We start from the raw sequence: 23,040 nt of genomic DNA on the forward strand, positions 1-23,040 counted from the left end.
TGGAAAACCGCCGTCATAAGGGGTACGACTTCAGGGTGGGGGTGAGCGTTCAAGGCAAATGCGCGATGAAAGAATGCCAGCGTCTGCTTCGCAGCCGAGCGGGAGCAAGCTCCCTCGCCACAGGCCGATGTGGATCAAGCGTGTCAGGCCAGCAGCTCTGCCGCCACCACGCTCCTCACGCCCTTGCCACAAAGTTGCTCCACCAGCGTCAAGGCAAACGCCAGGGCGGCGGCCGAGCCTTGGGCGGTGATGCAGTTGCCGTCCACCACCACAGGCTGATCGACGAAGCTGCAACCGGACAGTTGCTGGCTCACTGCGGGCAGGCAGGTCATGCGGCGCTGGCGCAGGACGCCGGACGCCTGTAGCGCCAGGGCCGGGGCTTCGGCGATGGCGGCGAAGAAACGTCCGGCGGCGGCCTGGTCCTTGAGCCGCTGTTGCAGCGGCTGATGAGCCGCCAAGTGCTGGGCGCCGATGATGCCGCCTGGCAGGACGACCAGGTCGAAATCCTGCGCGAGCATGTCCACCAGCATCCCATCGGCCGTCAGGCGCGTGCCGCGGGCGCAGGTGAGCATGCGCCGCCCTTCGATGCTCGCCACCACGGTTTCGATCTGCGCCCGACGCAGCACGTCGATCACGGTGACCGTCTGCAAGTCGTCGACACCCTCGGCGACGGCTATCAGGGCTCGGGGGATCTTGGTTCCAGGAATCATGGGCGCTCTCCGCTGGGTGATGCTTGTAGTGTAGGAGCTGCCGAAGGCTGCGATCTCTTGATATGCGCTTGAGATTCAAGCGTCGGGGGGAAAGATCGCAGCCTCGCTTCGCTCGACAGCTCCCACAGGAGCCAGCGGCTATTTGATGTACAGCTGGGTCGACATCCGGTTGCCCGGTGCGTTGATCGACTGGTTGCTGAAGCTGAAGGTGCCCTCTTGCTTGCCCTTCAGGTCGAAGATGTACAAATAGCCGACGACCTTGGTCCGCACGGAGCAGTCATTGAGATTGCCATTGCTGTACGCGCACACCGGCGAGCGGGTGCCGTCGACTTCAAAGCCGTCCAGGGTGACATGGGGTTGACGGCCATAGCCGACCTCCAGCACATAGACCTTGATCGTCGGGCCGTGATCGCAACGCGTCTGCGCCTGCCCCGGGACGATGTCCTCGAAGCCGCAGGCCGGCGACTCGACCTTGAGCACCTTGACTTCGCTCAAGGGCGGCGCCGACGCGGCATGGGCGGCCTGGCCGGGCAACCACAGGCCCAGCGCGCACCCCACGACCGCCAGCAGCTTTTTATTCATCTGAAGCATAGAGACCTCCCGGAACCGCGCGCAGTATGGCCCACTTGGCGCGTTGGCAAAACATCGACGACGATCGCAGCCACAACGCTACGCTGCTGGTATGATGCGCGGCTTTTTCCGACCCGCAGAAAATTCCCGGGCGCCGCTGGCGACCTGTGCTTTGCTGTTGAGGTCGATACATTCACGGCGCCGGGCGCGCCACGGGGAGCAGACATGCTGGAAAGGCTGTTTCAACTCAAGGCACACAACACCAACGTGCGGACCGAGATCCTGGCGGGCGTCACGACGTTCCTGGCCATGGCCTACATTCTGTTCGTCAACCCGAGCATCCTTGGCGAAACCGGCATGGATAAAGGCGCGGTGTTCGTCGCCACCTGCCTGGCGGCGGCCATTGGCTCCACGGTCATGGGCTTGATCGCCAACTACCCGATCGCCCTCGCCCCGGGCATGGGCCTGAATGCCTTCTTCACCTACACCGTGGTCCTGCACATGGGCCATACCTGGCAAGTGGCGCTGGGCGCGGTGTTCATCTCCGCCGTGCTGTTCTTCCTGCTGTCGATCTTTCGCATCCGCGAGTGGATCATCAACAGCATCCCGCTGCCGCTTCGCTCGGCAATCGCTGCGGGTATCGGCCTGTTCCTGGCGCTGATCGCCCTGAACAATGCTGGCATCGTGGTGAAAAACCCGGCGACCATGGTTGGCCTCGGCGACTTGAAGCAACCGGCGCCGATCCTCGCCACCCTCGGTTTTGTCCTGATCGTCGCCCTCGAAGCCTTGAAAGTGCGCGGCGCGGTGCTGATCGGCATCCTGGCGGTCACCCTTGTCTCGATCCTGATGGGTTTCACCCCGTTCGGCGGCGTCATCTCCGCGCCGCCCTCCCTAGCCCCGACCTTCCTGCAGTTGGACATCAAGGGCGCCCTGGACATCGGCCTGGTGAGCGTGATCTTCGCTTTCCTGTTCGTCGATCTGTTCGACAACTCCGGCACCCTGATCGGCGTCGCCAAGCGCGCCGGGCTGATGGGCAAGGACGGCCACATGCCGAAGATGGGCCGTGCGCTGATCGCCGACAGCACCGCCGCCATGGCCGGGTCGCTGCTGGGCACCTCTACCACCACCAGTTACATCGAATCGGCCGCGGGCGTCAGCGCCGGCGGGCGCACCGGCCTGACCGCCATCGTGGTGGCGATCCTGTTCCTGCTGGCGCTGTTCTTCTCGCCACTGGCCGCCAGCGTCCCGCCTTTCGCCACTGCGCCGGCCTTGCTGTTCGTCGCCGTGCTGATGACCTCGGGCCTGGCGGAAATCGACTGGGACGACATCACCGTCGCCGCCCCGGTGGTGGTCACCGCCCTGGCGATGCCATTCACCTACTCCATCGCCAACGGCATCGCCTTCGGTTTCATTGCCTGGACCGCCATCAAACTGGTGTCTGGCCGTGGCCGTGAGCTGAACCCGGCGCTGGTCATTCTGTCGATCCTGTTCGTGATCAAGTTGGGTTGGTTCAACGCATGACTTTTGATTCCCAGGCCTACGCCGCTCAGTTGCAGGACAAGGTCACCCGTTTGCGTGACCTGTTGGCCCCGTTCGAGGCCCCGGAGCCGGCGGTGTTCGATTCGCCCCTGAAAAACTTTCGCCTGCGGGCCGAGTTCCGCCTGTGGCGCGAGGCCGGCGAACGGCATTACGCGATGTTCTCCCAGGACGACAAGCGCACGCCGATCCTCATCGAGGAATTTCCCATCGCCAGCCTGCGCATCAACCAGTTGATGCCGCAACTCAAGGCCGCCTGGCAGGCCAGCGCCCCCCTGAGCCATAAGCTGTTCCAGGTGGAGTTCCTGACCACCCTGGCGGGGGACGCGATGATCACCCTGTGTTATCACCGCCCGTTGGACGAGCACTGGCACGCGGCCGCCTCGAAACTGGCAACCGACCTGGGCGTGAGCATCATTGGCCGCTCCAAGGGCAAGCGGGAAGTGATCGGCCATGACTATGTGGTGGAGCAGCTCGAAGTCGGCGGCCGCACGTTCAGCTATCGCCAGCCCGAAGGCGCCTTCACCCAGCCCAACGGCACGGTGAACCAGAAGATGCTCAACTGGGCCTACGAGGCATTGGGGGAGCGCAACGACGATCTGCTGGAGTTGTACTGCGGCAACGGCAACTTCACCCTGCCCCTGGCCACACGTGTGCGCAAAGTACTGGCCACCGAAATCAGCAAGACCTCGGTGAACGCCGCGCTGAGCAACCTCAGCGAAAACGCTGTGGACAACGTCACGCTGGTGCGCCTGTCCGCCGAAGAGCTGACCGAAGCCCTGAACGAAGTCCGGCCGTTCCGCCGCTTGCAGGGCATCGACCTGAAAAGCTACGAATTCGGCAGCGTCTTCGTCGACCCGCCTCGCGCCGGCATGGACCCGGATACGTGCGAGCTGACCCGGCGCTTCGACAACATCCTGTACATCTCCTGCAACCCCGACACCCTCGCCGCGAACATCGCGCAGCTGAACGACACCCACCGCATCACGCGCTGCGCGTTGTTCGATCAATTTCCGTGGACCCACCACATGGAGTCCGGGGTGTTGTTGACTCGACGCTGACCCCCTCATATACAGGGCTGCCCTGTAGGAGCTGCCGAGTGAAACGAGGCTGCGATCTTTCCACTGCACATTAAGTCCAGAGCAAAAGATCGCAGGCTTCGCCAGCTCCTACAGGGGATACATTCCCTCGCCATTCCCAAATGCCCATCAAACGGAGTTTGTTCGATCATCGAACACTTATTGCCCGACGTCATCGGCTTTATTTGACCAAATTAACCATCTAGTACAATTTATCTCCACCGGCTGAAATCCCGCCGACACCAACAATAAAAATGTGGAGAAATTGCGATGCCTCCGATCGTTCTGGTGCTCAACGGCCCGAACCTGAACCTGCTCGGCACCCGCGAGCCGGCAACCTACGGCCATGAAACCCTGGCCGACATCTCGGCACTGTGTGGCCGCGCCGCTGAAGAATTCGGCTTGGCGGTGGAGTTTCGCCAGACCAATCAGGAAAGCGAGCTGCTGGACTGGATTCACGGCGCCCGGGGCCGATGCGCCGGTATCGTCATCAACCCGGCGGCCTGGACCCACACCTCCGTGGCGATCCGCGACGCCTTGGTGGCCAGCGAAGTACCGGTGATCGAGGTCCATCTGTCCAACGTCCACGCCCGCGAAACATTCCGCCATCACTCCTTCGTCTCATCCATCGCCATAGGCGTGATGTGCGGGTTTGGCAGCCATGGTTATCGCCTGGCCCTTGAACATTTCAGTCAGCGGTTGAAGGGTTGATGAGCATGTCGAATATCACTGTGCTGGCCGGCCTGATCGGTGCGGGCATCCAGGCGTCTCGCACGCCTGCGCTACATGAGCAGGAAGGCGATGCCCAAGGCATGCGTTACCTCTATCGGCTGATCGACCTCGACGCGCTGAAACTCGACAGCGGCGCCCTGGCTGACTTGCTGGTGGCCGCCGAACGCATGGACTTCACCGGCCTGAACATCACCTTCCCCTGCAAGCAGGCGATCATCCCGCTGCTGGATGAGTTGTCGCCCGAGGCCCGCGGCATCGGCGCGGTCAATACCGTGGTGCTCAAGGACGGCAAGCGCATCGGCCACAACACCGACTGCCTGGGGTTCGCTGAAGGTTTTCGCCGTGGCCTGGGGGATGTGGCGCGCCAGCGCGTGGTCCAGATGGGCGCCGGGGGCGCCGGCGCGGCGGTGGCCCACGCGTTGCTGCTGGAGGGCGTGGAAACCCTGAGCATTTTTGACGTCGAGGTCAGCCGTGCCGAGGCGCTGGCCAACAACTTGAACCAACACTTCGGCCCTGGCCGCGCTCGCGCCGGGCATGACCTGCCCACCGCCATGGCCGAGGCCGACGGCCTGGTGAACACCACGCCCATGGGCATGGCGAAACTACCGGGCACGCCGGTGCCGGTCGAGCTGTTGCGGGGCACCCTGTGGGTCGCGGAAATCGTCTACTTCCCACTGGAAACCGAACTGCTGCGCAACGCCCGCGCCATCGGCTGCCGTACCCTGGATGGCGGCAATATGGCGGTGTTCCAGGCGGTGAAGGCGTTCGAACTGTTCAGTGGCGTGGCGCCGGATGCGCAACGGATGCTGGAACACTTCCAGAGCATGAACCACTAAAGCCTGGTGATAATCCCTTGTGGGAGCGAGCTTGCTCGCGATGACGGTGTGTCAGTCGCAATCGGTGTTGGCTGATCGACCGCTATCGCGAGCAAGCTCGCTCCCACACAGGCCCGCTCCCACAAGAATTACGGGTCAGGGCTGGAGGTAGCGCAACACTGACTCACAAACCATCCGCCGATGCCGCTGCTTGACCGCTTCAGCCGACAGGTCGATCTGAAAGATCTCACCGAACGTCTGCCGGTTGGACACCCGGTAGAAACAGAACGAGCTGATCAGCAGGTGTATATCCAGCGGCTCGAGGCCGGCACGGAACACGCCCTCTTCGGCGCCGCGACGCAGGATCACCCCCAGGGAATCGAGGATGGTGTTGGTCATCGCCTTGATCGTGCCTGACTGCTTCACGTACTCGGCGTTGTGGATGTTTTCGATGCAGACGATGCGCACGAAATCCACGTTGCGGTCGTGGTGGTCGAAGGTGAACTCCACCAGGCGCCGGATCGCGTCGACCGGCGCCAGCTCCGCCAGGTGCAAGCGGCTCTCGGTGGTGCGGATATCCCCGTAGAGTTTTTCCAGCACCTCGACGTACAACTGCTCCTTGCTGCCGAAGTAGTAGTAGATCATGCGCTTGGACGTGTGGATGCGCTCGGCGATGGCATCGACCCGGGCGCCGGCCAGGCCTTGCTGGACGAACTCGACGATGGCTTCCTGAAGAATGTTTTCCCGGGTCTTTTCCGGGTTGTTCTTGCGACTCTTGCGCGGCGTGGCGACAGGTTCGTCGAGCGCTGCGGAAAGCTCTGGATTCATAGTCATTGCGGGGCTCACGGCCATCACTGCACAGGCTGGCGATTATGGGCCGCACCGTGCACTGAAGGAAGCCACGACACGGCCCATTACCGCCGCGTTTACGATTTCTCTACAACTTGGCGTGCCGCAAGCCACCGCTGCGGGACTTGGCCATGGCCGCCAGGCGCACCGCGACATTGGCGGCACCATAACCGGCGTAACCGTTCTTGCGCTGGATGATCTCAAAGAAAAACCGCCCCTCGAACGGCTCGGTGTAAACGTGGAACAGCTCGCCCCCCTGGGCGTCGCGGTCGTACAGCACGTTGAAATAGGCCAGTTCGCTCAGGAATTCGTCATCGAAATCGAAACGCGCCGCCAGGTCGTCGTAGTAATTGAGCGGGATGTCCAGCAACGGCACGCCCGCCTCTTTGGCACGACTGACCTGGGCGAAGATGTCGTCGCAATCGAAAGCAATGTGATGCACGCCGGAACCGCGATAACTCGACAGCGCGTGTGAGATCGCGGTGTTGCGGTTCTCGGAAATGTTCAGCGGCAAGCGGATCGAACTGCAGCGGCTGCGCAGCGCACGGCTTTTCACCAGGCCATAGGGGTCGGGCAAGACGACTTCGTCGTCGGCCTCGAAATCCAGCAGGCTCTTGTAGAACAGCACCCAACTGTCGAGGCTGTCGGCCGGCAGCGCCATTGCCATGTGGTCGATGCGCTTGAGCCCGGCCCCGATGACAGCCCCCGGCTGCAGGTTGAAATCGGTGCCATAGACGTCGGCTTCCTGGTCCACCAGGTAAATCAGGCTGCCGTCCGGGGCGCGCACCGCCGCCAACTCCAGTTCGTTGGGCCCCACCAGCCCGCGATAGGGCTGGCCCTTGTAGGCAACGGCCCGCTCCAAGGCGCTGGCACTGTTCTTCACGCGCACGGCGGTGGCGCACAACGAAGGCCCGTGGGCTTCGAAAAAACTGTGGGCGAAGGAGTACGGTTCGCTGTTGAGGATCAGGTTGATATCGCCCTGGCGCAGCAGGCTGACATTCTTCGAACGATGCTGGCCGGCCTTGACGAACCCCAGCCGCTCCAGCCAATGGGAGAGCTTGGCACCGAGGCTATCGTCCACGGCGAACTCGAGGAATTCGATGCCGTCATATTCGCTGGCCGGCGGGGTAGCGAACAGGATGTCGGCATTGCCAACGGCGCTCGCTTCTTCGGCCAGGCGCTGGCGGGTCTTTTCCTCCAGGTACAGCAGCGAGCGCAGACCGTCGGCGGCATTGGCCCGTGGCGGCGCGGCGCGGAAGCCGTCGTTGAAGATCTCCAGCGACAGCGGCCCGGTATAACCACTCTTGATGATCGGTGCCAGAAACCCCGGCAAGTCGAATTCGCCCTGCCCCGGGAAACAACGGAAATGTCGGCTCCACTCCAGAACATCCATGGCCAGGATTGGCGCATCGGCCATTTGCACGAAAAAAATCTTCTCGCCAGGGATCTCGGCGATCGCACTCGGATCGCCCTTGAGGGACAAGGTATGGAAGCTGTCGAGCAACACGCCAAGGCTGGGGTGATCGGCCTGGCGCACAATGTTCCAGACCTGTTGATAAGTATTCACGTGGCGGCCCCAGGCCAACGCCTCGTAACCGATGCGCAAGCCCCGCGCACCGGCCCGTTCAGCCAGCAGGCGCAGGTCATCGATCAGGATCCGTTCATCGCCGACGCTGTCGGCCGAGGCGTTGCTGCACACCAGCACCAGGTCGGTGCCCAGTTCCTGCATCAAGTCGAACTTGCGCTCGGCCCGCTCCAGGTTGCGCGACAGACGATCGCGACGGCAGCCTTCGAAGTCACGAAACGGTTGGAACAGGGTGATGGCGATGCCCAGGTCGGCGCACATCTGCCTGATTTCCCGCGGGCTGCCATCGTAATAGAGAAGGTCGTTCTCGAAGATTTCCACCCCGTCAAAACCGGCGGCGGCAATGGCTTCGAGTTTTTCCGGCAAGGTACCGCTCAAGGATACGGTGGCAATGGAACGCTGCATGACTTCGGCTCCCGGACAGGCATCGGCTACAAAAGGTGCGCCGCTTTTGAAAGAGTCAGCCGATTATTGAGCTGCCGGTTTCTTTCAGCAATTTAATATGTACCATCCGGTTAGTTTTTTGGGCGATTATCGAACAAAATGCCGATTGCCGAATTGACGATTTTTTGCTCACTGCGCACCATCGCTCCCCACATCGACGCAGGCCCTGATCGCCGACGTCAATGGAAAGACCCAGACCGACCATAAGAATTTCAAAAACGGGTACACGCTATGATTCCTTCCCAAAGTTCCCGCCTGGCCCCTGGCCTGGGTGCCTCCACCGGCAGCGTCGGTGACAAGATCCGCGGCGCCATGGCCGTGGGCAAGACCCGTTGGGGTATGCTCGCCCTGGTGTTTTTCGCCACCACCCTGAACTACATCGACCGCGCCGCCCTGGGCGTCATGCAGCCGATCCTGGCCAAGGAAATGAACTGGACGGCGATGGATTACGCCAACATCAACTTCTGGTTCCAGGTCGGTTATGCCGTCGGCTTCGTGTTGCAGGGGCGGCTGATCGACCGGATCGGCGTCAAGCGCGTGTTCTTCTGCGCCGTGCTGCTCTGGAGCCTGGCGACCGGCGCCCATGGCCTGGCGACCTCGGCGGTGGGTTTCATGGTCTGCCGCTTCATCCTCGGCCTCACCGAAGCCGCCAACTACCCGGCCTGCGTGAAGACCACCCGGCTGTGGTTCCCGGCGGGCGAACGGGCCGTGGCCACCGGTATTTTCAACGCCGGGACCAACGTTGGCGCGATGTTCACCCCGATGCTGCTGCCGCTGGTCCTGCACGTGTGGGGCTGGCAGGCCGCGTTCCTGTGCATGGCCGCCCTGGGCGGGATCTGGCTACTGTTCTGGGGCCTGAAATACTTCAACCCCGAAGACCACCCCAGCGTCAAACAGTCGGAGCTGGACTACATCCAGGCCCAGGACGAACCGGACCAGGTCCGCGTACCGTTCTCACGCATCCTGCGCATGCGCGGCACCTGGGCGTTCGCCCTGGCCTACTCGATCACCGCGCCGGTGTTCTGGTTCTATCTCTATTGGTTGCCGCCGTTCCTGAACCAGCAATACAACCTGGGCATCAACGTGACCCAGATGGGCATCCCGCTGATCATCATCTACCTCACCGCCGACTTCGGCAGCGTGGGCGGCGGCATCCTGTCTTCGTTCCTGATCGGTCGCGGCCTCAATCCGATCAAGGCGCGACTGGTGTCCATGCTGCTGTTCGCCTGCTGCATCATCGGCGTGATCATGGCCGCCGGCGCAAGCAACCTGTGGATGGCGGTGTTCGCCATTTCCCTGGCCATCGGCGCGCACCAGGCCTGGACCGCCAACATCTGGAGCCTGGTGATGGACTACACGCCCAAGCACATGATGAGTACGGTGTTCGGCTTTGGCGGCATGTGCGCGGCCATTGGCGGCATGTTCATGACCCAGTTGGTGGGCCACATCCTCACGATCACCAACAACAACTACACCGTGCTGTTCACCCTGATTCCGGCGATGTACTTCATTGCCCTGACCTGGCTGTACTTCATGGCGCCGCGCAAGGTGCCGACCCTGGAAAACTGATTCCAGTCAGCCCGGATCATTCATCCAACGGTGGGAGCCAAGCCACTGCTGTGGGAATGACCCTCTACTGTGGGAGCAAGGCTTGCCCGCGATACAGGCGCCTCGGTCCATCAAGGACCGCATCGCCCTCATCGCGGGCAAGCCTTGCTCCCACAATCGATCCCTCCACAATCCGTGCTAAACCCGCCGCTGCTGCCACGCCGCCGCCAACCCACTCAAGCAGATCAGGGCGATGCCCACCACGGTGGTCAGCGTCGGCGTATGGCTGAAGAACAACCAGCCCAGCAGGCCGGCAAACACGATCTGGCAATACCCGAACGGCGCGAGCAACGCCGGGGCGGCAAAGCGAAAGGCCTGGGTCAGCATCAGGTGCGCCGTCATCCCACAGGCCCCCAGCGCCAACATCATCACCCCGTGCATCAGACTCGGCACTTGCCAGAAGAACGGCACCAGCGCGCTCATCACCAACGTGTTGCACAGGCCGGCGAAGAAATTGCTGGTGGTCGGGCTGTCGATCTCGCTGAGCTTGCGCGTGAGCAGCTGGTAGAAACAGAAAAACAACGCCGAACAGAAGGGCAACAACACCGCCGGGGTGAACAGATCGCCACCGGGATGGACGATGATCAACACCCCGATAAAACCGAAGATCACCGCGATCCATTGACCGCGCGTCACGTGTTCGCCCAGCAACGGCACCGACAACGCGGTCACCAGCACGGGCGCGAGGAAGTTGACCGCCGTCGCCTCCGCCAGTGGGATGAACATCAATGCCGTGGTAAAAAACAGACTGGTGCCCAGCAGGCACAACGCCCGGGCCAACTGCCACAACGGGCGCTTGGTACGTAGCACCCGCAGCCCCGAACGCGGCAGGAAGATACCCGCCATCAACAAGGTGTGCACCACGTAACGTGCCCAGACCACCATGATGATCGGATAAAAACCCGACAGATATTTGGACAACGCGTCATGACTGGAGAACAGGAACGTTGCGACCAGAATAAGCACGATGCCCTTGAAAGCCTGATTGACGCCGGAGAGCGGTGTGCTGAGGGTCATGAGGGAAACCTGCGTTGCTTGATGTAGGGGCCGTGACGCACGTTGCAGTTATTCGGCCCGCGAGCATGCCGATAAGTTCTGAATCCGAAGTGTAATGAAAATTCCGGCGCCAGGCAGGATTGACTCACCGCTGAACCAAAACCCGTGTCCGTTGCCTGACAGCTCAAGCGCGACGCGCACCTTGGGCGCCTAAAAGCTAGACTCACCGCCACAGCAGTCATTTTTAGCCAGGTCATTCAGAGGAATTCCCACATGTTATGGAGAAAAGGTCGCCGCAGTGACAACGTGGTGGACGCCCGTGGTGACGGTGGGGGCGGTGGCGGAATGCGTTTCGGTGGCGGCAAGGGATTGAGCCTGACCGCCATTCTCCTGATCGTCGGCATTGGCTGGATCACGGGCCAGGACCCGATGCAGATTCTCGGGCAACTGGCCGGGCAGATGGACCAGTCCGCGCCTGCCACTTCACAAACCCGCCAGGCGCCACCGGCCAACGACGAACAGGCCGAGTTCGTGCGCTCGATCCTCGGCGATACCGAAGACACCTGGGGCCAGGTTTTCCAACAGGCCGGACGCCAGTACCAGCAACCCAAACTGGTGTTGTTCAGCGGTCGAGTCAACTCGGCCTGCGGCCTGGCCTCCTCGGCGACCGGTCCGTTCTATTGCCCGGCGGACCGCCAGGTCTACCTGGACATGAGCTTCTTCAAGGAAATGTCCCAACGCTTCGCCGCCGCGGGCGATTTCGCCCAGGCCTACGTCATTGCCCACGAAGTCGGCCACCACGTGCAGACGCTGCTGGGTGTATCGGCGAAGATCCAGGAAGCCCGCCAGCAAGGCCGGCAGATGGAAGGCGACGGCGGCTTGTTGGTGCGCCAGGAACTGCAGGCCGATTGCCTGGCCGGCGTCTGGGCCAACCATGCGCAAAAACGCCTGAACTGGCTGGAGCCGGGGGACATCGAGGAGGCCTTGACCGCCGCCAACGCCATCGGCGATGACCGCTTGCAGCAACAAGGCCAGGGCCGCGTAGTGCCGGACTCCTTCACCCACGGCACGTCGGCGCAGCGGGTGCGCTGGTTCAAGACCGGCTTCGCCCAGGGCCAGGTCAGCCAGTGCGACACGTTCGCGGCGAAAAAACTGTAGATGAAGTGGCGCGCGCTGATCGGGCTGGTGCTGTGCTGCGCCGTCGCCCAGGCCGAGGAACACGGCGTCAACGTGGTCGCCCCAGGGCGCCTGCAACTCAAGGGCGGCGCCATGGCTGTCGCCGTCAGCCCGCCCCCGGCGTCCATCCAGCGCGTGCTGATCATCCTCCATGGTCGGCTGCGCAACGCCGAGACCTACCTGCACAGCGCCGAAAAAGCTGCCGAACAGGCCGGGCAACAGGGCACGACCCTGATCATCGCCCCGCAATTCCTCAACGAGCGGGACGTGGCTCGCCACACATTACCCAATGAGCTACTGCGCTGGCGGGGCAACGACTGGATGGCCGGTGGCCTGTCCACAGGGCCCAATCCAGTCAGTTCCTTCCAAGTCCTCGACGACATCGTCGCGCGGGTCAGTGACCGGCAACAATTTCCCGAAGTGAAGGAGATCGTCATCGCCGGCCATTCCGGCGGCGCCCAGGTTGTGCAGCGCTATGCCCTGCTCGCCCAAGGCCGATACCGGATCAACCCGCGGTTTGTCATCGCCAACCCGTCGTCCTATGCCTATTTCGATGCCCAACGGCCCATGGCCTTCGACCCGGCCAGTTGCCCTGGTTTCAATCGCTGGAAATACGGCTTGCAGGACCTGCCCGCCTATGCCGCCGGACAGACGCCCGCCCGCCTGGAGGAGAACTACGTCAAACGCGACATCGTTTATCTGCTCGGGCAGCAGGACGTCGACCCGGAGCATCCGGCGCTGGACAAGGGCTGTGAAGCGCAAACCCAGGGGCCCTACCGGCTATTGCGCGGGCATTTCTTTTTCGACTACCTGACCCGGCGTCATCCCGTGGGGCTGAACCAGCGGCTGATCGAAGTGCCGGGGGTTGGGCATAACGGCAATGGGATGCTGACTTCGCCTGAGGGGTTGAAGGTGTTGTTTGGGCAGTGAGTTTTGTATCGGCTGGACGGGCTTCATCGCGAGCAAGCTCGCTCCCACAAAGTTTTCTGCATTCGCCGCATATCCACTGTGGGAGCGAGCTTGCTCGCGATGGCGATCAATCAGTCAACCGTCCTATCAAGCCGACAACATCCGCCGCAACTCAACGCAATCGCGCGCATGCCAGTCCGTCAGCTCCGGCCATGGATTGTCCGGCAGGTTCACCAACACCGTCCGCGCCCCCGCCGCCCGGCCACAGTCCAGGTCGAAGCGGTAGTCCCCCACCATCACCAGCGTGTCCGGCGCCACGTTCCAGGCCTCGGCCAGTTTCAACAGGCCACCGGGATGTGGCTTGGGCGGTGCCTCGTCGCGGCCCAGCACATCCTCCACGGCGAAACAGTCCGCCAGGCCAATGGCCTCCAGGGTCACGTGGGCCAGTTCGCGGGCGTTGCGGGTCAGGATCCCCAGGCGATAGCCGCGCCCGGCCAGCTCTCGCACCAACTCGACCGCGCCAGGCGCAGGCTTGGAGCCCAGCGCCAGGTCCCGTTCGTGTTCCAGCAACCAGGCATGCTTGGCCGCCGCTTCCTCAGCGGGCAACCCTGCCAGATGCGTGAGGATGTCGTCTTCGGCCGGGATCGCCAGGGCCACGCGGATTGCCGCGAAGTCATGCACGGCGATGGTCAGCGTGCCATCCATGTCGAACACCCAGTGACGAACCTCGGACAGGCTCATGCCCAGTCCTTGCGGTGGCGAATCAGGCCTTCCTGGGTGACCGAGGCCACCAGTTGCCCGGCGCGGTTGAACACGCTGCCCCGGGAGAACCCACGGGAATTGCCGGCCCACGGGCTGTCCATGGCGTAGAGCAACCAGTCATCGGCGCGCAGGTCGGCATGGAACCACAAGGCGTGATCGAGGCTGGCGACCTGCATATCCTTGTGCCACACCGATTTGCCATGGGGCAGCAGCGAAGTGGTCAGCAGGCCAAAGTCCGACGCGTAGGCCAGCAGGTATTTGTGCAAGGCCGGCGAGTCCGCCAGGGCGCCATCGGCACGGAACCACACGTATTTCACCGGGTCGGCCGGTTGCGGGTTGTAAGGGTCTTTTTCGGTGACCGGGCGCACCTCGATCGGCTTGGGGCACAGCAGTTTTTCGCGCATGTGCTCGGGCAGCAGGTGCGCGCGCTGCTGGGTCAGTTCCAGCTCGGACGGCAGGTTTTCCGGGCCGACGACTTGCGGCATGGTGCTCTGGTGTTCAAAGCCCTGTTCGTCGTACTGGAACGACGCACTGCAGGTAAAAATCGGGTTGCCCTTCTGGATCGCCGTCACCCGGCGGGTGCTGAAGCTACCCCCGTCGCGCACCCGGTCCACTTGGTAGACCACCGGCAGCGCGGCATCGCCCGGACGCAGGAAATAACCGTGCATCGAATGCACATGGCGCGCCTCTTCCACGGTCTGGCTGGCCGCCGACAACGACTGGCCCAGCACCTGGCCGCCGAACAACTGGCGAAACCCCAGATCCTGGCTGCGACCGCGAAACAGGTTCTCTTCGATCGGTTCCAGGGTCAGCAGGTCGACCAGATCTTCCAACACGTGGCTCATTCAGACTTTCCTCACACAGCGCAATGACCGCGCAGTCTACGCTGCGGCGGTGGATCGATTGTTGGCCCGGGCCATTTGGGCGGGCATTGTAAACGTCCGTGTCGGCTAACCATGCAGGGTCTGCAACCACTGCTCACGATTGATGCGATAGAGCACATGGTGACGCAATGGATGACCGACGGCGAGTGTCGGGTGCTCGAAGTCGTCCGCCGGGTCGTGATGCATGCCAATGGCCTGCATGACCTTTTGCGAGGGCAGGTTATCGACGGCGGTGAACGCCACCACTTCGTCCAGCGTCAACTGGTCGAAGGCACAACGCAGGGCGGTCCACGCCGCTTCGCTGGCATACCCCAGGCCCCAGTGCTCCCGGGCCAGGCGCCAGCCGATTTCGATGGCCGGCGTGAACGGCGCGTCGAACCCGACCACACCGAGCCCGGTAAAGCCGATGAAGTCCCCGGTGTCCTTGCGCTCCAGCGCCCACAGACCAAAACCATGCTCGGCGAAATGCCCCCGCACGCGGCCGATCAGGGCGGCGCTTTCCAGGCGGCTCAGGCGCGCCGGGAAATAACGCATCACCTGCGGGTCGGCGCACATGGCGGCAAATTCCGGCAAGTCATCGTCGCGCCACTGCCGCAAGAGCAACCGTGCGCTTTCCAGTTCCAGTATCGGCTCCATCTTCACTCCCTTTCCATGCTCCAGAGTCTACATCGCTGGTAGGATCCGTCACTCAATCACTACTGAAAACACCATGCCACTGCCGCTGATCTATCACGAAGACTACAGCCCCGAATTCCCGGCGGAACACCGTTTCCCCATGGACAAGTTTCGCCTGCTGCGCGATCACCTGGTGGACAGCGGCCTGACCCGCGACGCGGACCTGTTGCGTCCGGCGCTGTGTCCGCCGGACATCCTCGCCCTGGCCCACGACCGTGCCTATATCGAACGCTACATGGGCGGCGAGTTGTCCCGCGAAGACCAACGGCGACTTGGCCTGCCCTGGAGCGAGGCCCTGGCCCGCCGAACGGTGCGCGCCGTGGGCGGTTCGCTGCTGGCCGCCGAACAGGCCCTTGAACACGGACTGGCCTGTCACTTGGCCGGCGGCACCCATCACGCCCACTACGACCACCCGGCCGGGTTCTGCATTTTCAACGACCTGGCGGTGATCAGCCGCTATTTCCTGGCCAGCGGTCGGGTCTCGCGGGTGCTGATTTTCGATTGCGATGTGCATCAGGGCGACGGCACCGCCCGAATACTCCATGACACCCCGGACGCCGTGACAGTTTCCTTGCACTGCGAAAAGAATTTTCCCGCACGCAAGGCACACAGCGATTGGGACATTCCCCTGCCGATGGGCATGGAGGACGCCGCCTACCTGAAGGTGGTGGACGACGCCCTCAACTACCTGCTGCCGCTCTACCAGCCGGACCTGGTGCTGTATGACGCCGGCGTCGACGTACACAAGGACGACGCCCTCGGTTACCTGAAACTGACCGACGAAGGCCTAGCCGCCCGGGACGAGAGCGTCATGCGCCATTGCCTGGGCCGCGACATCCCGGTGGTCGGCGTGATCGGCGGTGGCTACAGCAAGGACCGCCAGGCCCTGGCTCGCCGCCACGGGATCCTGCACCACAGCGCACAAAGGGTCTGGACGTCATCAGGTTGTCACTGAAACCTGGGCGTTACCCACAATGCCTGTGGAGCGGCCTGTGGATAACCTGAGCGAAACGACCTACAGGCCAGGTTGCCTATAGCCTGCAGGGGCTTGACTGTTTTTTGATCAGAGTTCTCAACAACACCTACCGACCCAATTGTGGAAGCGAGCTCGCTCGCGATAGCGAAGGGTCAGCTACATCAATGCCGCTGACACACCGCTATCGCGAGCAAGCTCGCTCCCACAGGGATCTGTGCTGGTAGAATGCCCCGCCTACCCCAGCCTCCACAGTTCAAATCATGACCTCGACCGCCAAGCCGTCCCCCTCAAACATCGCCATCATCGGCGGCGGCCCCGCAGGCCTGATGGCGGCCGAGGTGTTGAGCCAGGCCGGCCTGCGAGTCGACCTGTACGACGGCATGCCATCGGTGGGCAGGAAATTCCTGCTGGCCGGCGTGGGCGGCATGAACATCACCCACTCCGAAGCCTTTCCGGCTTTCCTGTCCCGCTACGCCGAACGCGCGCCAGACCTCGCGCCGCTGTTGCGGGCATTCGGGGCGGATGAATTATGCACATGGATCCACGGGCTGGGCATCGACACCTTTGTCGGCAGCTCCGGGCGGGTATTTCCTACCGACATGAAGGCCGCACCACTGTTGCGCGCCTGGCTCAAGCGCCTGCGCGATGCTGGCGTGGTGATCCACACGCGTCATCGCTGGCTCGGCTGGAACCCGGACGGCAGCTTGCGCATCGCCTCCCCGGAAGGCGATAAAACCCTGCACCCCAAGGCCACCTTGCTGGCGTTGGGCGGCGGCAGTTGGTCACGCCTGGGCTCCGACGGCGCCTGGATGCTACCGCTGGAACAACGCGGCGTAGCCCTGGCGCCACTGCAACCCAGCAACTGCGGGTTCGAGGTAGCGGCCTGGAGCGACCTGATGATCAGCAAATTCGCCGGGGCCCCGCTCAAGAACATTGCCATGGGCCTGAACGACGATGTACCGCGCCTCGGCGAATGCGTGCTCACCGCCACCGGCCTCGAAGGCAGCCTGGTCTATGCCCTGTCGGCAGCGATTCGCGAAGCGATCAACCAACATGGCAGCGCGACCATTCACCTGGACCTGTTGCCGGCCCGGCCTGTGGATAAAATCCTCCAGGCCCTGAGTAAACCACGGGGCTCACGCTCGATGGCCAAGCACTTGCACAACCAGTTGGGGCTCGACGGCGTCAAGGCGGCGCTGTTGCGCGAACTCACACCGGCCGAGTGCTTCGCTGACCCGGCGCGGCTGGCCCAGGCAATCAAGGCCCTGCCGGTCACCCTGGTGAAACCCCGCCCCTTGGACGAAGCCATCAGCAGCGCCGGTGGCGTGACGTTCCAAGCCTTGGATGAACGCCTGATGCTCAAGCAAGTGCCCGGGGTTTTCTGCGCCGGTGAAATGCTCGACTGGGAAGCGCCGACCGGCGGCTACCTGCTCACAGCGTGCTTTGCCAGTGGCCGGACAGCGGGGCTAGGCATGCTGGAATTCTTGAACGGTTTGAATCCGTAGGAGCTGACGAGCGGAGCGAGGCTGCGATCTTTCCCCAGACACTTGAATCTCAAGTGAAAGAATCAAAAAGATCGCAGCCTCGCTCCGCTCGTCAGCTCCTACAGTTCCCAGGTGGCCTTTGATTTCAAGGCTTACGCTTACGCGGCCCGGTATTGAACACCGGCACCTTGCGCACCGGCTTGACCGAAGGCTCCACCGGCGCCGCATCGCCGCTGTCCACCCACTTGCCCAGGTTGCGCTTGCCGCCCCCCCCGGAGGCTTTCGGTTTCTTCGGCTTTTTCGGCTTCTTGATCACCTGGCCGCTGGCATCGGTGTCCGGCACGCGGTGCTCAGGCTCGAAGTCTTGTTCCATCTGGCGAGGCAACGTCTGACGGGTCAACATCTCGATAGCTGACAGCAAATTCACTTCATCGGCGCAGACCAGGGAAATCGCCTGTCCTGTAGCGCCCGCCCGGCCGGTGCGGCCGATACGGTGGATGTAGTCCTCGGCCACGATCGGCAGGTCGAAGTTCACCACCAACGGCAAATCCTCGATGTCCAAGCCACGGGCGGCGACATCGGTGGCGACCAGGATCTGCACTTCGCTGGCCTTGAAACGGTCCAGCGCACGTTGGCGGGTGGCCTGGGGTTTATCACCGTGGATACCGTCGGCGTTGACCCCCAGGCCCTGGAGTTTTTCCACCAGCGCATCGACGCCGTTGCGGGTCTTGGCGAATACCAGCACCTGCTTCCACTTGTGCTTGCGCATCAGGTGCACGAACAATTCCGCCTTGCGCTTCTTGTCCACCGTCACCACCCATTGCTTGACGGTGTTGGCAGCCACGTTGCGCGGGCTCACTTCAATGCTTAGCGGATCGTTGAGCATCTGCCCGGCCAGCAAACGGATCGCATCGGAAAAGGTCGCCGAGAACAGCAGGGTCTGGCGCTTCTTCGGCAGGGCCTTGTAGATATTCGCCAGCTCCTCGGAGAAGCCCAGGTCGAGCATGCGGTCGGCTTCGTCCAGCACCAACGTCTGCAGTTGATTGAACTTCAGCGCATTCTGGCGGAACAGATCGAGCAAGCGACCCGGCGTGGCGACCAGCAAGTCGACGCCCTTGCGCAACTTCATCATCTGCGGGTTGATGCTGACACCGCCGTACACCGCGTAGGTGCTCAGCGGCAGGTTTTGCGCATACTGACGCACGCTTTCATGGACCTGCTCCGCCAACTCACGGGTCGGCACCAGGATCAGCGCCCGCACCGAGTTGGCCGCGACCTTCGGCCCTTCGGTGGTCAGCAACTGCAACAGCGGCACCGCAAAACCGGCGGTCTTGCCAGTACCGGTCTGGGCCGCGGCCATCAGGTCGCGACCGGCGAGCACTGCCGGCATGGCTTGGGCCTGAACCGGAGTCGGGGTCTGGTAGCCGAGCGTCTCGAGGGCGCGCAGCAAGGGTTCGATCAGGCCAAGGGTGGCGAAAGTCATGGAAATACCGTAGGAAAAATCAGCGCAAGATGTGCAATGCGCGGCAGTTTACCCTAAATCAGGAGACGGCCGGCGCAGGCTTGGGTTTGCGCCACTGCGGCAAACCGATCAACACCACCGCACTGATGATCACCAGCATCGCCAAGGCCTCCTCGATGCCGATGGTTTCACCGGCGAATACGATGCCCAGCAGCACCGCCACGGCCGGGTTGACGTAGGCATAGCTGGTGGCCGCCGCCGGACGCACATGCTTGAGCAGGTACATGTAGGCGTTAAAAGCGATGATCGAACCGAAGAAGGTCAGGTACGCCAGCGCGAACCAGCCTTCCAGCGGCGGCATGCTGTCCAGGTGTTCACCGCTGGCCACGCTGCCGATCAACAGCACCACACCGCCCACCAGCATCTCCACGGCGCTGGCCATCGCCCCGGCCGGCAACGGCAGGTGTTTGCTGAGCACCGAGCCGAAGGCCCAGGAGGCCGCCGCGAACACCAGCAACGTCGCCCCCAACGGGCTGGATTGCAGATTGGAACCGAGGTTCAGCATGGCGATGCCGATCAACCCCAGCACAATCCCCGCCCATTCCAGACGGGTATTACGCGCGCCCCAGAAATATCCGCACAGCAAGGTAAACAAAGGCACCGTCGCCACCGCCAACGCCGCGACCCCGGACGCCACACCTGTGTGCTCGGCCACACTGACCGCACCGTTACCGAAACTGAGCAACAGCACGCCAATGATGGCCCCGGCCTTCCATTGCGCCCAGGTCGGCGCCGGCGCCCCGCGCCAGCGCAGGAAGCCGTACATCAGCGAACCGGCCAGCACAAAACGAATCCCGGCCAGCAACAGCGGCGGCCAATGCTCCACACCGATACGAATCACCAGGTAGGTCGAACCCCAGATGACGTACAAGGCAAAGAAGGCAGCGATCAATGGCAGGGGAAAACGGCGAGGGCCAGGCATGTTCAGCTCGAAGTCAGGACAATGAGAGACGCTATTCTAGAAAGGCGACAGGCGGAAATTAAGCTACAAAACCTGTTTATCCAGGCCATACACTTTTCAAAACACGGCGATCAGCGCTATAAAGCGCGCTTTCGAAAGTCGCGCCGACAGGAAGCCAAACCGTGGATAAATACGACCGCATGTTGCTCAGCGCTCTGTTGGAAAACGGTCGTGCGTCCTACGCCGAACTGGCCCGCAAAGTGAACCTGTCAGCCCCCGCCGTGGCCGAACGGGTCAGCAAACTGGAAGCCAGCGGTGTCATCACCGGTTATCAAGCCAAAGTCGACATGGCGAAGATCGGTCTGCCGGTGCAGTGCGTCATCGAACTGCGAATGAACCAGCACGGCAACCAGAAGACCTACGACGAACTGTACAAGATCCCACAACTGACCGAATGCCACCGGGTCACCGGGGACCCGTGCGTGATCATGCAAGCGGCGGTTGGCTCGATGCCCGAGCTGGAAGAGCTGATCAACCGCATTGCCAAGTTCGGTTTCAGCAAGACGTCGATCGTGCTGTCCAGCGCCATTGAAAAGCGCGTGCCGTTGGGGCAGTTGGAAGGCAATGGGAGATGACACTGATCAACTGTGGGAGCGAGCTTGCTCGCGATGGTGGAGTGTCAGTCACAGAGCGGCTGACTGATCCGACGCTATCGCGAGCAAGCTCGCTCCCACAGTTGTCCGGCGGTGTGTTTAGAAACCGCGATGGCGCTTGAGATGCTCGTTGATCTTCGCCGCCGGCACTTTCTGCAAACTGCACAGCAAATCATGGGACAACTCCCGCAACCCATGTTTTTGCCGCAGTTGCGAAGCCAGGTGCGCGGTGAGGTTGGCGGCCATTTCGGCGTCGGCCATGGCCCGGTGGGCCTGGCCGGTGTGGGGCAAGCCGGCGAACGCGTTGAGCGTGCCGAGCTTGTGGTTCGGCGCCGCCGGCATCAGGCGCCGGGCCAGCAACAGTGAGCAGGCAAAATTCTGCAAGCGGGTGCGTTTGATACGTCCCAGCTCGAAATCCCAGAACTTCTGGTCGAACGCGGCGTTGTGGGCCAACAGTGGCGTGATGCCGACGAACTCGTTGACCTCGTTCATGACCCTCTCCGCCGAGGGTGCGCTGCGCAGCATGGCGTTGCTGATGCCGGTCAGTTGCTCGATAAACGCAGGGACGCGCACACCGGCATTCATCAGGCTCTGGTAGCGGTCGACGATCCGGCCTTGTTCGAGCATCACCACCGCGATCTCAGTGGCCCGGCAACTGCTGCTCGGAGTAATCCCGGTGGTTTCAAAGTCGATGACTGCGATGCGTTCCAAACCTTTTGAACTCCGTGAAAATCAATTCTTGAGCAGCAACGCGCCTTCGATGGGCACATAGCGACTGGCGGCGCGGATCAGCGAGTTGGCGGTCAACCCCGGCACGCCATAGGCCACGGCTTGCACACCGTGCTTCTGGATGATGCGTTCGAGCAACATGTCGAAATCGCCATCGCCGGAGGCCAGTACCACTTCATCGACATGGTCGGCGGCGTCCATGATGTCCAGCGTGATGCCCACGTCCCAGTCGCCCTTGGCCGAGCCGTCGCTGCGCTGGATGTAGGGCTTGAGCTTCACGACGAAACCCAGGTTGCGCAGGATCTGCTGGAATTGTTGCTGCTTGCTGTCACCGCGATCGATCGCATAGGCGTAGGCCTCGACGATCTGCCCCTGTTTGCTGACATCGGCCCACAGCGCGGCGTAGTTGAAATGGCAACCGTAAGCCTGGCGCACGGTGTAATAGAGGTTCTGGACATCGGCGAACACTGCAATTTTTTTCACCGCGTTTCCTCTTGGATGCACACGTACGCAGCCCACCAGGGCCGAAAAGTCGCCCAGTATGCCAGCCCGAAGGATTGTTCCGCGAATAATCGGCCCGAGGCGCCAGGGCGCCCCGGACGAATGGCAGGTCAGACGAAGGAGTCGTCGTCGCCGAAGAAAGATGAATCGTCACTGTAGTCCGCGTCGCTGAACCCGCCCTGGTCGCTGCCGTAGGCGTCGTTGTCGGCCACGCGCGGGTCATCGCCCCAGCCGTTGCCTGCGGTGTCGTTGACCGGTTGCGCCGGTTCTTCCTTGATGACCTCGACGATCTCCTGCGGTTGCTGACTGCTGTGGAACAGGCTGCTGATGCCTTGGGCCAGCATCACGCCGCCCGCCACGCCCGCGGCGGTTTTCAGGGCGCCGCCGAGGAAGCTGCCCGCTGCCGGGGCCTGTTGCTGCGGTGCGCCATAATTGCCGGGCGGCGCGCCGAAGCCCTGTTGGGCAGGGGCATTGAAGGACGGTTGCGCCGGTTCGCGCCAACCGCCACCGCTGGCGCCCGGCGCGCTCGCCGGGCGCGAATCCCGCGGGCTGCCGCCGAAAATACTCGAGAGGAAACCACCGCCACCGCTGGGTGCCGGCGCTTGCTTGCGCGCTTGTTGCAGTTCAGCCTGCAATTGCTCGACCTGCTGGGCGAGTTGCCTGTTCTGCTCATCGAGGCGCTTGATCGCGGCCTCCTGCACCAGGATCGCCTGGGCCATGAAATAGCCCGCCGCTGGCTGGCTCGCCAGGTGTTCCTTGATCCGCGCCTCGGCCTGGGCGTCGCGCGGGGCTGAATCCTTTTCGGCCTGTTGCAGCCGTGAAAACAGTCCATCGATCAGGGTTTGTTCTTCGCTGTTCATGGCGACCTCATTCGATTGCCGGGTAGAAACCATTCCGATCCCGAAGACCGGTGCCCATCAGTAATGGGGTTCGCCGGAAAGCTT

General features: G+C 62.7%; 23 protein-coding genes. 10 read left to right on the top strand and 13 right to left on the bottom strand.

What is annotated here, in order from left to right; genetic code table 11:
• Window positions 1–143: 143 nt before the first annotated feature.
• Together BLQ55_RS26960 and BLQ55_RS26965 are read right to left on the bottom strand one after the other, a co-directional pair.
• Window positions 144–710 carry a DJ-1 family glyoxalase III gene (locus BLQ55_RS26960; RefSeq protein ID WP_092205474.1) on the bottom strand — a complete coding sequence of 189 codons (567 nt, stop codon included), beginning with the start codon at window positions 708–710 and terminating at the stop codon, window positions 144–146.
• Between the two features lie 138 nt (window positions 711–848).
• A complete protein-coding gene (locus BLQ55_RS26965) occupies window positions 849–1,301 on the bottom strand; it encodes a DUF4879 domain-containing protein (RefSeq protein ID WP_092205475.1) in 453 nt (150 codons plus the stop codon).
• Window positions 1,302–1,505: 204 nt separating this feature from the next.
• Here BLQ55_RS26965 and BLQ55_RS26970 point away from each other — a divergent pair, with 204 nt between their 5' ends.
• The 4 genes from BLQ55_RS26970 to BLQ55_RS26985 all read left to right on the top strand — a co-directional run bounded on the left by BLQ55_RS26970 (window position 1,506) and on the right by BLQ55_RS26985 (window position 5,463).
• On the top strand, window positions 1,506–2,801 hold the full coding sequence (locus BLQ55_RS26970; RefSeq protein WP_092205476.1) for an NCS2 family permease: 1,296 nt from the start codon (window positions 1,506–1,508) through the stop codon (window positions 2,799–2,801).
• A complete protein-coding gene (gene trmA / locus BLQ55_RS26975) occupies window positions 2,798–3,877 on the top strand; it encodes a tRNA (uridine(54)-C5)-methyltransferase TrmA (RefSeq protein ID WP_092205477.1) in 1,080 nt (359 codons plus the stop codon). Before BLQ55_RS26970 ends, trmA begins: the two co-directional genes overlap by 4 nt.
• Window positions 3,878–4,165: 288 nt before the next feature.
• Window positions 4,166–4,606, top strand: a complete 441-nt coding sequence (gene aroQ, locus BLQ55_RS26980; RefSeq protein ID WP_092205478.1) for a type II 3-dehydroquinate dehydratase — start codon at window positions 4,166–4,168, stop codon at window positions 4,604–4,606.
• A gap of 5 nt (window positions 4,607–4,611) precedes the next feature.
• Window positions 4,612–5,463 (top strand): shikimate dehydrogenase, encoded by an 852-nt coding sequence (locus BLQ55_RS26985; protein ID WP_371128553.1) that lies wholly within the window; start codon window positions 4,612–4,614, stop codon window positions 5,461–5,463.
• Between the two features lie 135 nt (window positions 5,464–5,598).
• Here BLQ55_RS26985 and BLQ55_RS26990 read toward each other — a convergent pair whose 3' ends face one another.
• Together BLQ55_RS26990 and quiC are read right to left on the bottom strand one after the other, a co-directional pair.
• A complete protein-coding gene (locus tag BLQ55_RS26990) occupies window positions 5,599–6,276 on the bottom strand; it encodes a TetR/AcrR family transcriptional regulator (protein WP_092258392.1) in 678 nt (225 codons plus the stop codon).
• 103 nt (window positions 6,277–6,379) lie between these two features.
• Window positions 6,380–8,281 (bottom strand): 3-dehydroshikimate dehydratase QuiC, encoded by a 1,902-nt coding sequence (gene quiC, locus BLQ55_RS26995; RefSeq protein WP_092258395.1) that lies wholly within the window; start codon window positions 8,279–8,281, stop codon window positions 6,380–6,382.
• 270 nt (window positions 8,282–8,551) lie between these two features.
• Here quiC and BLQ55_RS27000 point away from each other — a divergent pair, with 270 nt between their 5' ends.
• Complete coding sequence (locus BLQ55_RS27000; protein ID WP_092258397.1) at window positions 8,552–9,889, top strand: MFS transporter; 1,338 nt, start codon at window positions 8,552–8,554, stop codon at window positions 9,887–9,889.
• 177 nt (window positions 9,890–10,066) lie between these two features.
• On the opposite strand, the gene BLQ55_RS27005 is transcribed toward BLQ55_RS27000, so the two are convergent.
• Window positions 10,067–10,945 carry a DMT family transporter gene (locus tag BLQ55_RS27005; RefSeq protein ID WP_092258400.1) on the bottom strand — a complete coding sequence of 293 codons (879 nt, stop codon included), beginning with the start codon at window positions 10,943–10,945 and terminating at the stop codon, window positions 10,067–10,069.
• 252 nt (window positions 10,946–11,197) lie between these two features.
• On the opposite strand from BLQ55_RS27005, the gene BLQ55_RS27010 reads away from it, so the two are divergent.
• Complete coding sequence (locus tag BLQ55_RS27010; RefSeq protein WP_092258403.1) at window positions 11,198–12,082, top strand: KPN_02809 family neutral zinc metallopeptidase; 885 nt, start codon at window positions 11,198–11,200, stop codon at window positions 12,080–12,082.
• Entirely contained in the window at window positions 12,083–13,030 is a 948-nt protein-coding gene (locus BLQ55_RS27015; protein ID WP_092258406.1) for an alpha/beta fold hydrolase, read from the top strand.
• Window positions 13,031–13,156: 126 nt separating this feature from the next.
• Here the strand turns inward: BLQ55_RS27015 and BLQ55_RS27020 are convergent, their stop codons facing one another.
• From BLQ55_RS27020 to BLQ55_RS27030, 3 genes are all read right to left on the bottom strand, one after another.
• Entirely contained in the window at window positions 13,157–13,750 is a 594-nt protein-coding gene (locus tag BLQ55_RS27020; RefSeq protein ID WP_092205280.1) for an HAD family hydrolase, read from the bottom strand.
• Window positions 13,747–14,616 (bottom strand): acyl-CoA thioesterase II, encoded by an 870-nt coding sequence (gene tesB / locus BLQ55_RS27025; protein ID WP_072411434.1) that lies wholly within the window; start codon window positions 14,614–14,616, stop codon window positions 13,747–13,749. Before tesB ends, BLQ55_RS27020 begins: the two co-directional genes overlap by 4 nt.
• Window positions 14,617–14,721: 105 nt before the next feature.
• Complete coding sequence (locus tag BLQ55_RS27030) at window positions 14,722–15,291, bottom strand: GNAT family N-acetyltransferase (RefSeq protein WP_092205279.1); 570 nt, start codon at window positions 15,289–15,291, stop codon at window positions 14,722–14,724.
• A 73-nt stretch (window positions 15,292–15,364) separates the two neighbouring features.
• Between BLQ55_RS27030 and BLQ55_RS27035 the strand changes: the two genes are divergently transcribed.
• A complete protein-coding gene (locus tag BLQ55_RS27035) occupies window positions 15,365–16,285 on the top strand; it encodes a histone deacetylase family protein (RefSeq protein ID WP_092258409.1) in 921 nt (306 codons plus the stop codon).
• 281 nt (window positions 16,286–16,566) lie between these two features.
• Window positions 16,567–17,811, top strand: coding sequence for a TIGR03862 family flavoprotein (locus BLQ55_RS27040; protein WP_092258412.1), 1,245 nt, complete (start codon window positions 16,567–16,569; stop codon window positions 17,809–17,811).
• A gap of 124 nt (window positions 17,812–17,935) precedes the next feature.
• Here BLQ55_RS27040 and BLQ55_RS27045 read toward each other — a convergent pair whose 3' ends face one another.
• Window positions 17,936–19,273 (bottom strand): RNA helicase RhlE1, encoded by a 1,338-nt coding sequence (locus BLQ55_RS27045; protein ID WP_092258415.1) that lies wholly within the window; start codon window positions 19,271–19,273, stop codon window positions 17,936–17,938.
• Window positions 19,274–19,331: 58 nt separating this feature from the next.
• Entirely contained in the window at window positions 19,332–20,234 is a 903-nt protein-coding gene (gene yedA, locus BLQ55_RS27050) for a drug/metabolite exporter YedA (protein ID WP_060740508.1), read from the bottom strand.
• A 161-nt stretch (window positions 20,235–20,395) separates the two neighbouring features.
• Between yedA and BLQ55_RS27055 the strand changes: the two genes are divergently transcribed.
• On the top strand, window positions 20,396–20,848 hold the full coding sequence (locus tag BLQ55_RS27055; protein ID WP_092205263.1) for an Lrp/AsnC family transcriptional regulator: 453 nt from the start codon (window positions 20,396–20,398) through the stop codon (window positions 20,846–20,848).
• 117 nt (window positions 20,849–20,965) lie between these two features.
• Here the strand turns inward: BLQ55_RS27055 and BLQ55_RS27060 are convergent, their stop codons facing one another.
• The 3 genes from BLQ55_RS27060 to BLQ55_RS27070 all read right to left on the bottom strand — a co-directional run bounded on the left by BLQ55_RS27060 (window position 20,966) and on the right by BLQ55_RS27070 (window position 22,956).
• Window positions 20,966–21,577, bottom strand: a complete 612-nt coding sequence (locus BLQ55_RS27060) for a 3'-5' exonuclease (protein ID WP_092205262.1) — start codon at window positions 21,575–21,577, stop codon at window positions 20,966–20,968.
• A gap of 21 nt (window positions 21,578–21,598) precedes the next feature.
• Window positions 21,599–22,078 carry a LabA-like NYN domain-containing protein gene (locus BLQ55_RS27065; RefSeq protein WP_053182045.1) on the bottom strand — a complete coding sequence of 160 codons (480 nt, stop codon included), beginning with the start codon at window positions 22,076–22,078 and terminating at the stop codon, window positions 21,599–21,601.
• Window positions 22,079–22,206: 128 nt separating this feature from the next.
• Window positions 22,207–22,956 (bottom strand): DUF2076 domain-containing protein, encoded by a 750-nt coding sequence (locus BLQ55_RS27070; protein WP_092258418.1) that lies wholly within the window; start codon window positions 22,954–22,956, stop codon window positions 22,207–22,209.
• Window positions 22,957–23,040: the final 84 nt, after the last annotated feature.

Source organism: Pseudomonas sp. NFACC13-1, from assembly GCF_900104425.1.
GTDB classification, from domain to species: Bacteria; Pseudomonadota; Gammaproteobacteria; order Pseudomonadales; family Pseudomonadaceae; genus Aquipseudomonas; species Aquipseudomonas fluorescens_AA.

Coding starts and splice junctions, on each gene's coding strand:
- BLQ55_RS27070 (WP_092258418.1), bottom strand. CDS start 22,956: ATGAACAGCGAAGAACAAACCCTGATCGATGGACTGTTTTCACGGCTG.
- quiC (WP_092258395.1), bottom strand. CDS start 8,281: ATGCAGCGTTCCATTGCCACCGTATCCTTGAGCGGTACCTTGCCGGAA.
- BLQ55_RS27000 (WP_092258397.1), top strand. CDS start 8,552: ATGATTCCTTCCCAAAGTTCCCGCCTGGCCCCTGGCCTGGGTGCCTCC.
- BLQ55_RS27020 (WP_092205280.1), bottom strand. CDS start 13,750: ATGAGCCTGTCCGAGGTTCGTCACTGGGTGTTCGACATGGATGGCACG.
- BLQ55_RS26985 (WP_371128553.1), top strand. CDS start 4,612: ATGTCGAATATCACTGTGCTGGCCGGCCTGATCGGTGCGGGCATCCAG.
- BLQ55_RS26960 (WP_092205474.1), bottom strand. CDS start 710: ATGATTCCTGGAACCAAGATCCCCCGAGCCCTGATAGCCGTCGCCGAG.
- BLQ55_RS27045 (WP_092258415.1), bottom strand. CDS start 19,273: ATGACTTTCGCCACCCTTGGCCTGATCGAACCCTTGCTGCGCGCCCTC.
- BLQ55_RS27040 (WP_092258412.1), top strand. CDS start 16,567: ATGACCTCGACCGCCAAGCCGTCCCCCTCAAACATCGCCATCATCGGC.
- BLQ55_RS27035 (WP_092258409.1), top strand. CDS start 15,365: ATGCCACTGCCGCTGATCTATCACGAAGACTACAGCCCCGAATTCCCG.
- BLQ55_RS26965 (WP_092205475.1), bottom strand. CDS start 1,301: ATGCTTCAGATGAATAAAAAGCTGCTGGCGGTCGTGGGGTGCGCGCTG.
- tesB (WP_072411434.1), bottom strand. CDS start 14,616: ATGAGCCACGTGTTGGAAGATCTGGTCGACCTGCTGACCCTGGAACCG.
- BLQ55_RS27015 (WP_092258406.1), top strand. CDS start 12,083: ATGAAGTGGCGCGCGCTGATCGGGCTGGTGCTGTGCTGCGCCGTCGCC.
- BLQ55_RS26990 (WP_092258392.1), bottom strand. CDS start 6,276: ATGACTATGAATCCAGAGCTTTCCGCAGCGCTCGACGAACCTGTCGCC.
- BLQ55_RS26970 (WP_092205476.1), top strand. CDS start 1,506: ATGCTGGAAAGGCTGTTTCAACTCAAGGCACACAACACCAACGTGCGG.
- aroQ (WP_092205478.1), top strand. CDS start 4,166: ATGCCTCCGATCGTTCTGGTGCTCAACGGCCCGAACCTGAACCTGCTC.
- BLQ55_RS27030 (WP_092205279.1), bottom strand. CDS start 15,291: ATGGAGCCGATACTGGAACTGGAAAGCGCACGGTTGCTCTTGCGGCAG.
- BLQ55_RS27010 (WP_092258403.1), top strand. CDS start 11,198: ATGTTATGGAGAAAAGGTCGCCGCAGTGACAACGTGGTGGACGCCCGT.
- yedA (WP_060740508.1), bottom strand. CDS start 20,234: ATGCCTGGCCCTCGCCGTTTTCCCCTGCCATTGATCGCTGCCTTCTTT.
- BLQ55_RS27005 (WP_092258400.1), bottom strand. CDS start 10,945: ATGACCCTCAGCACACCGCTCTCCGGCGTCAATCAGGCTTTCAAGGGC.
- trmA (WP_092205477.1), top strand. CDS start 2,798: ATGACTTTTGATTCCCAGGCCTACGCCGCTCAGTTGCAGGACAAGGTC.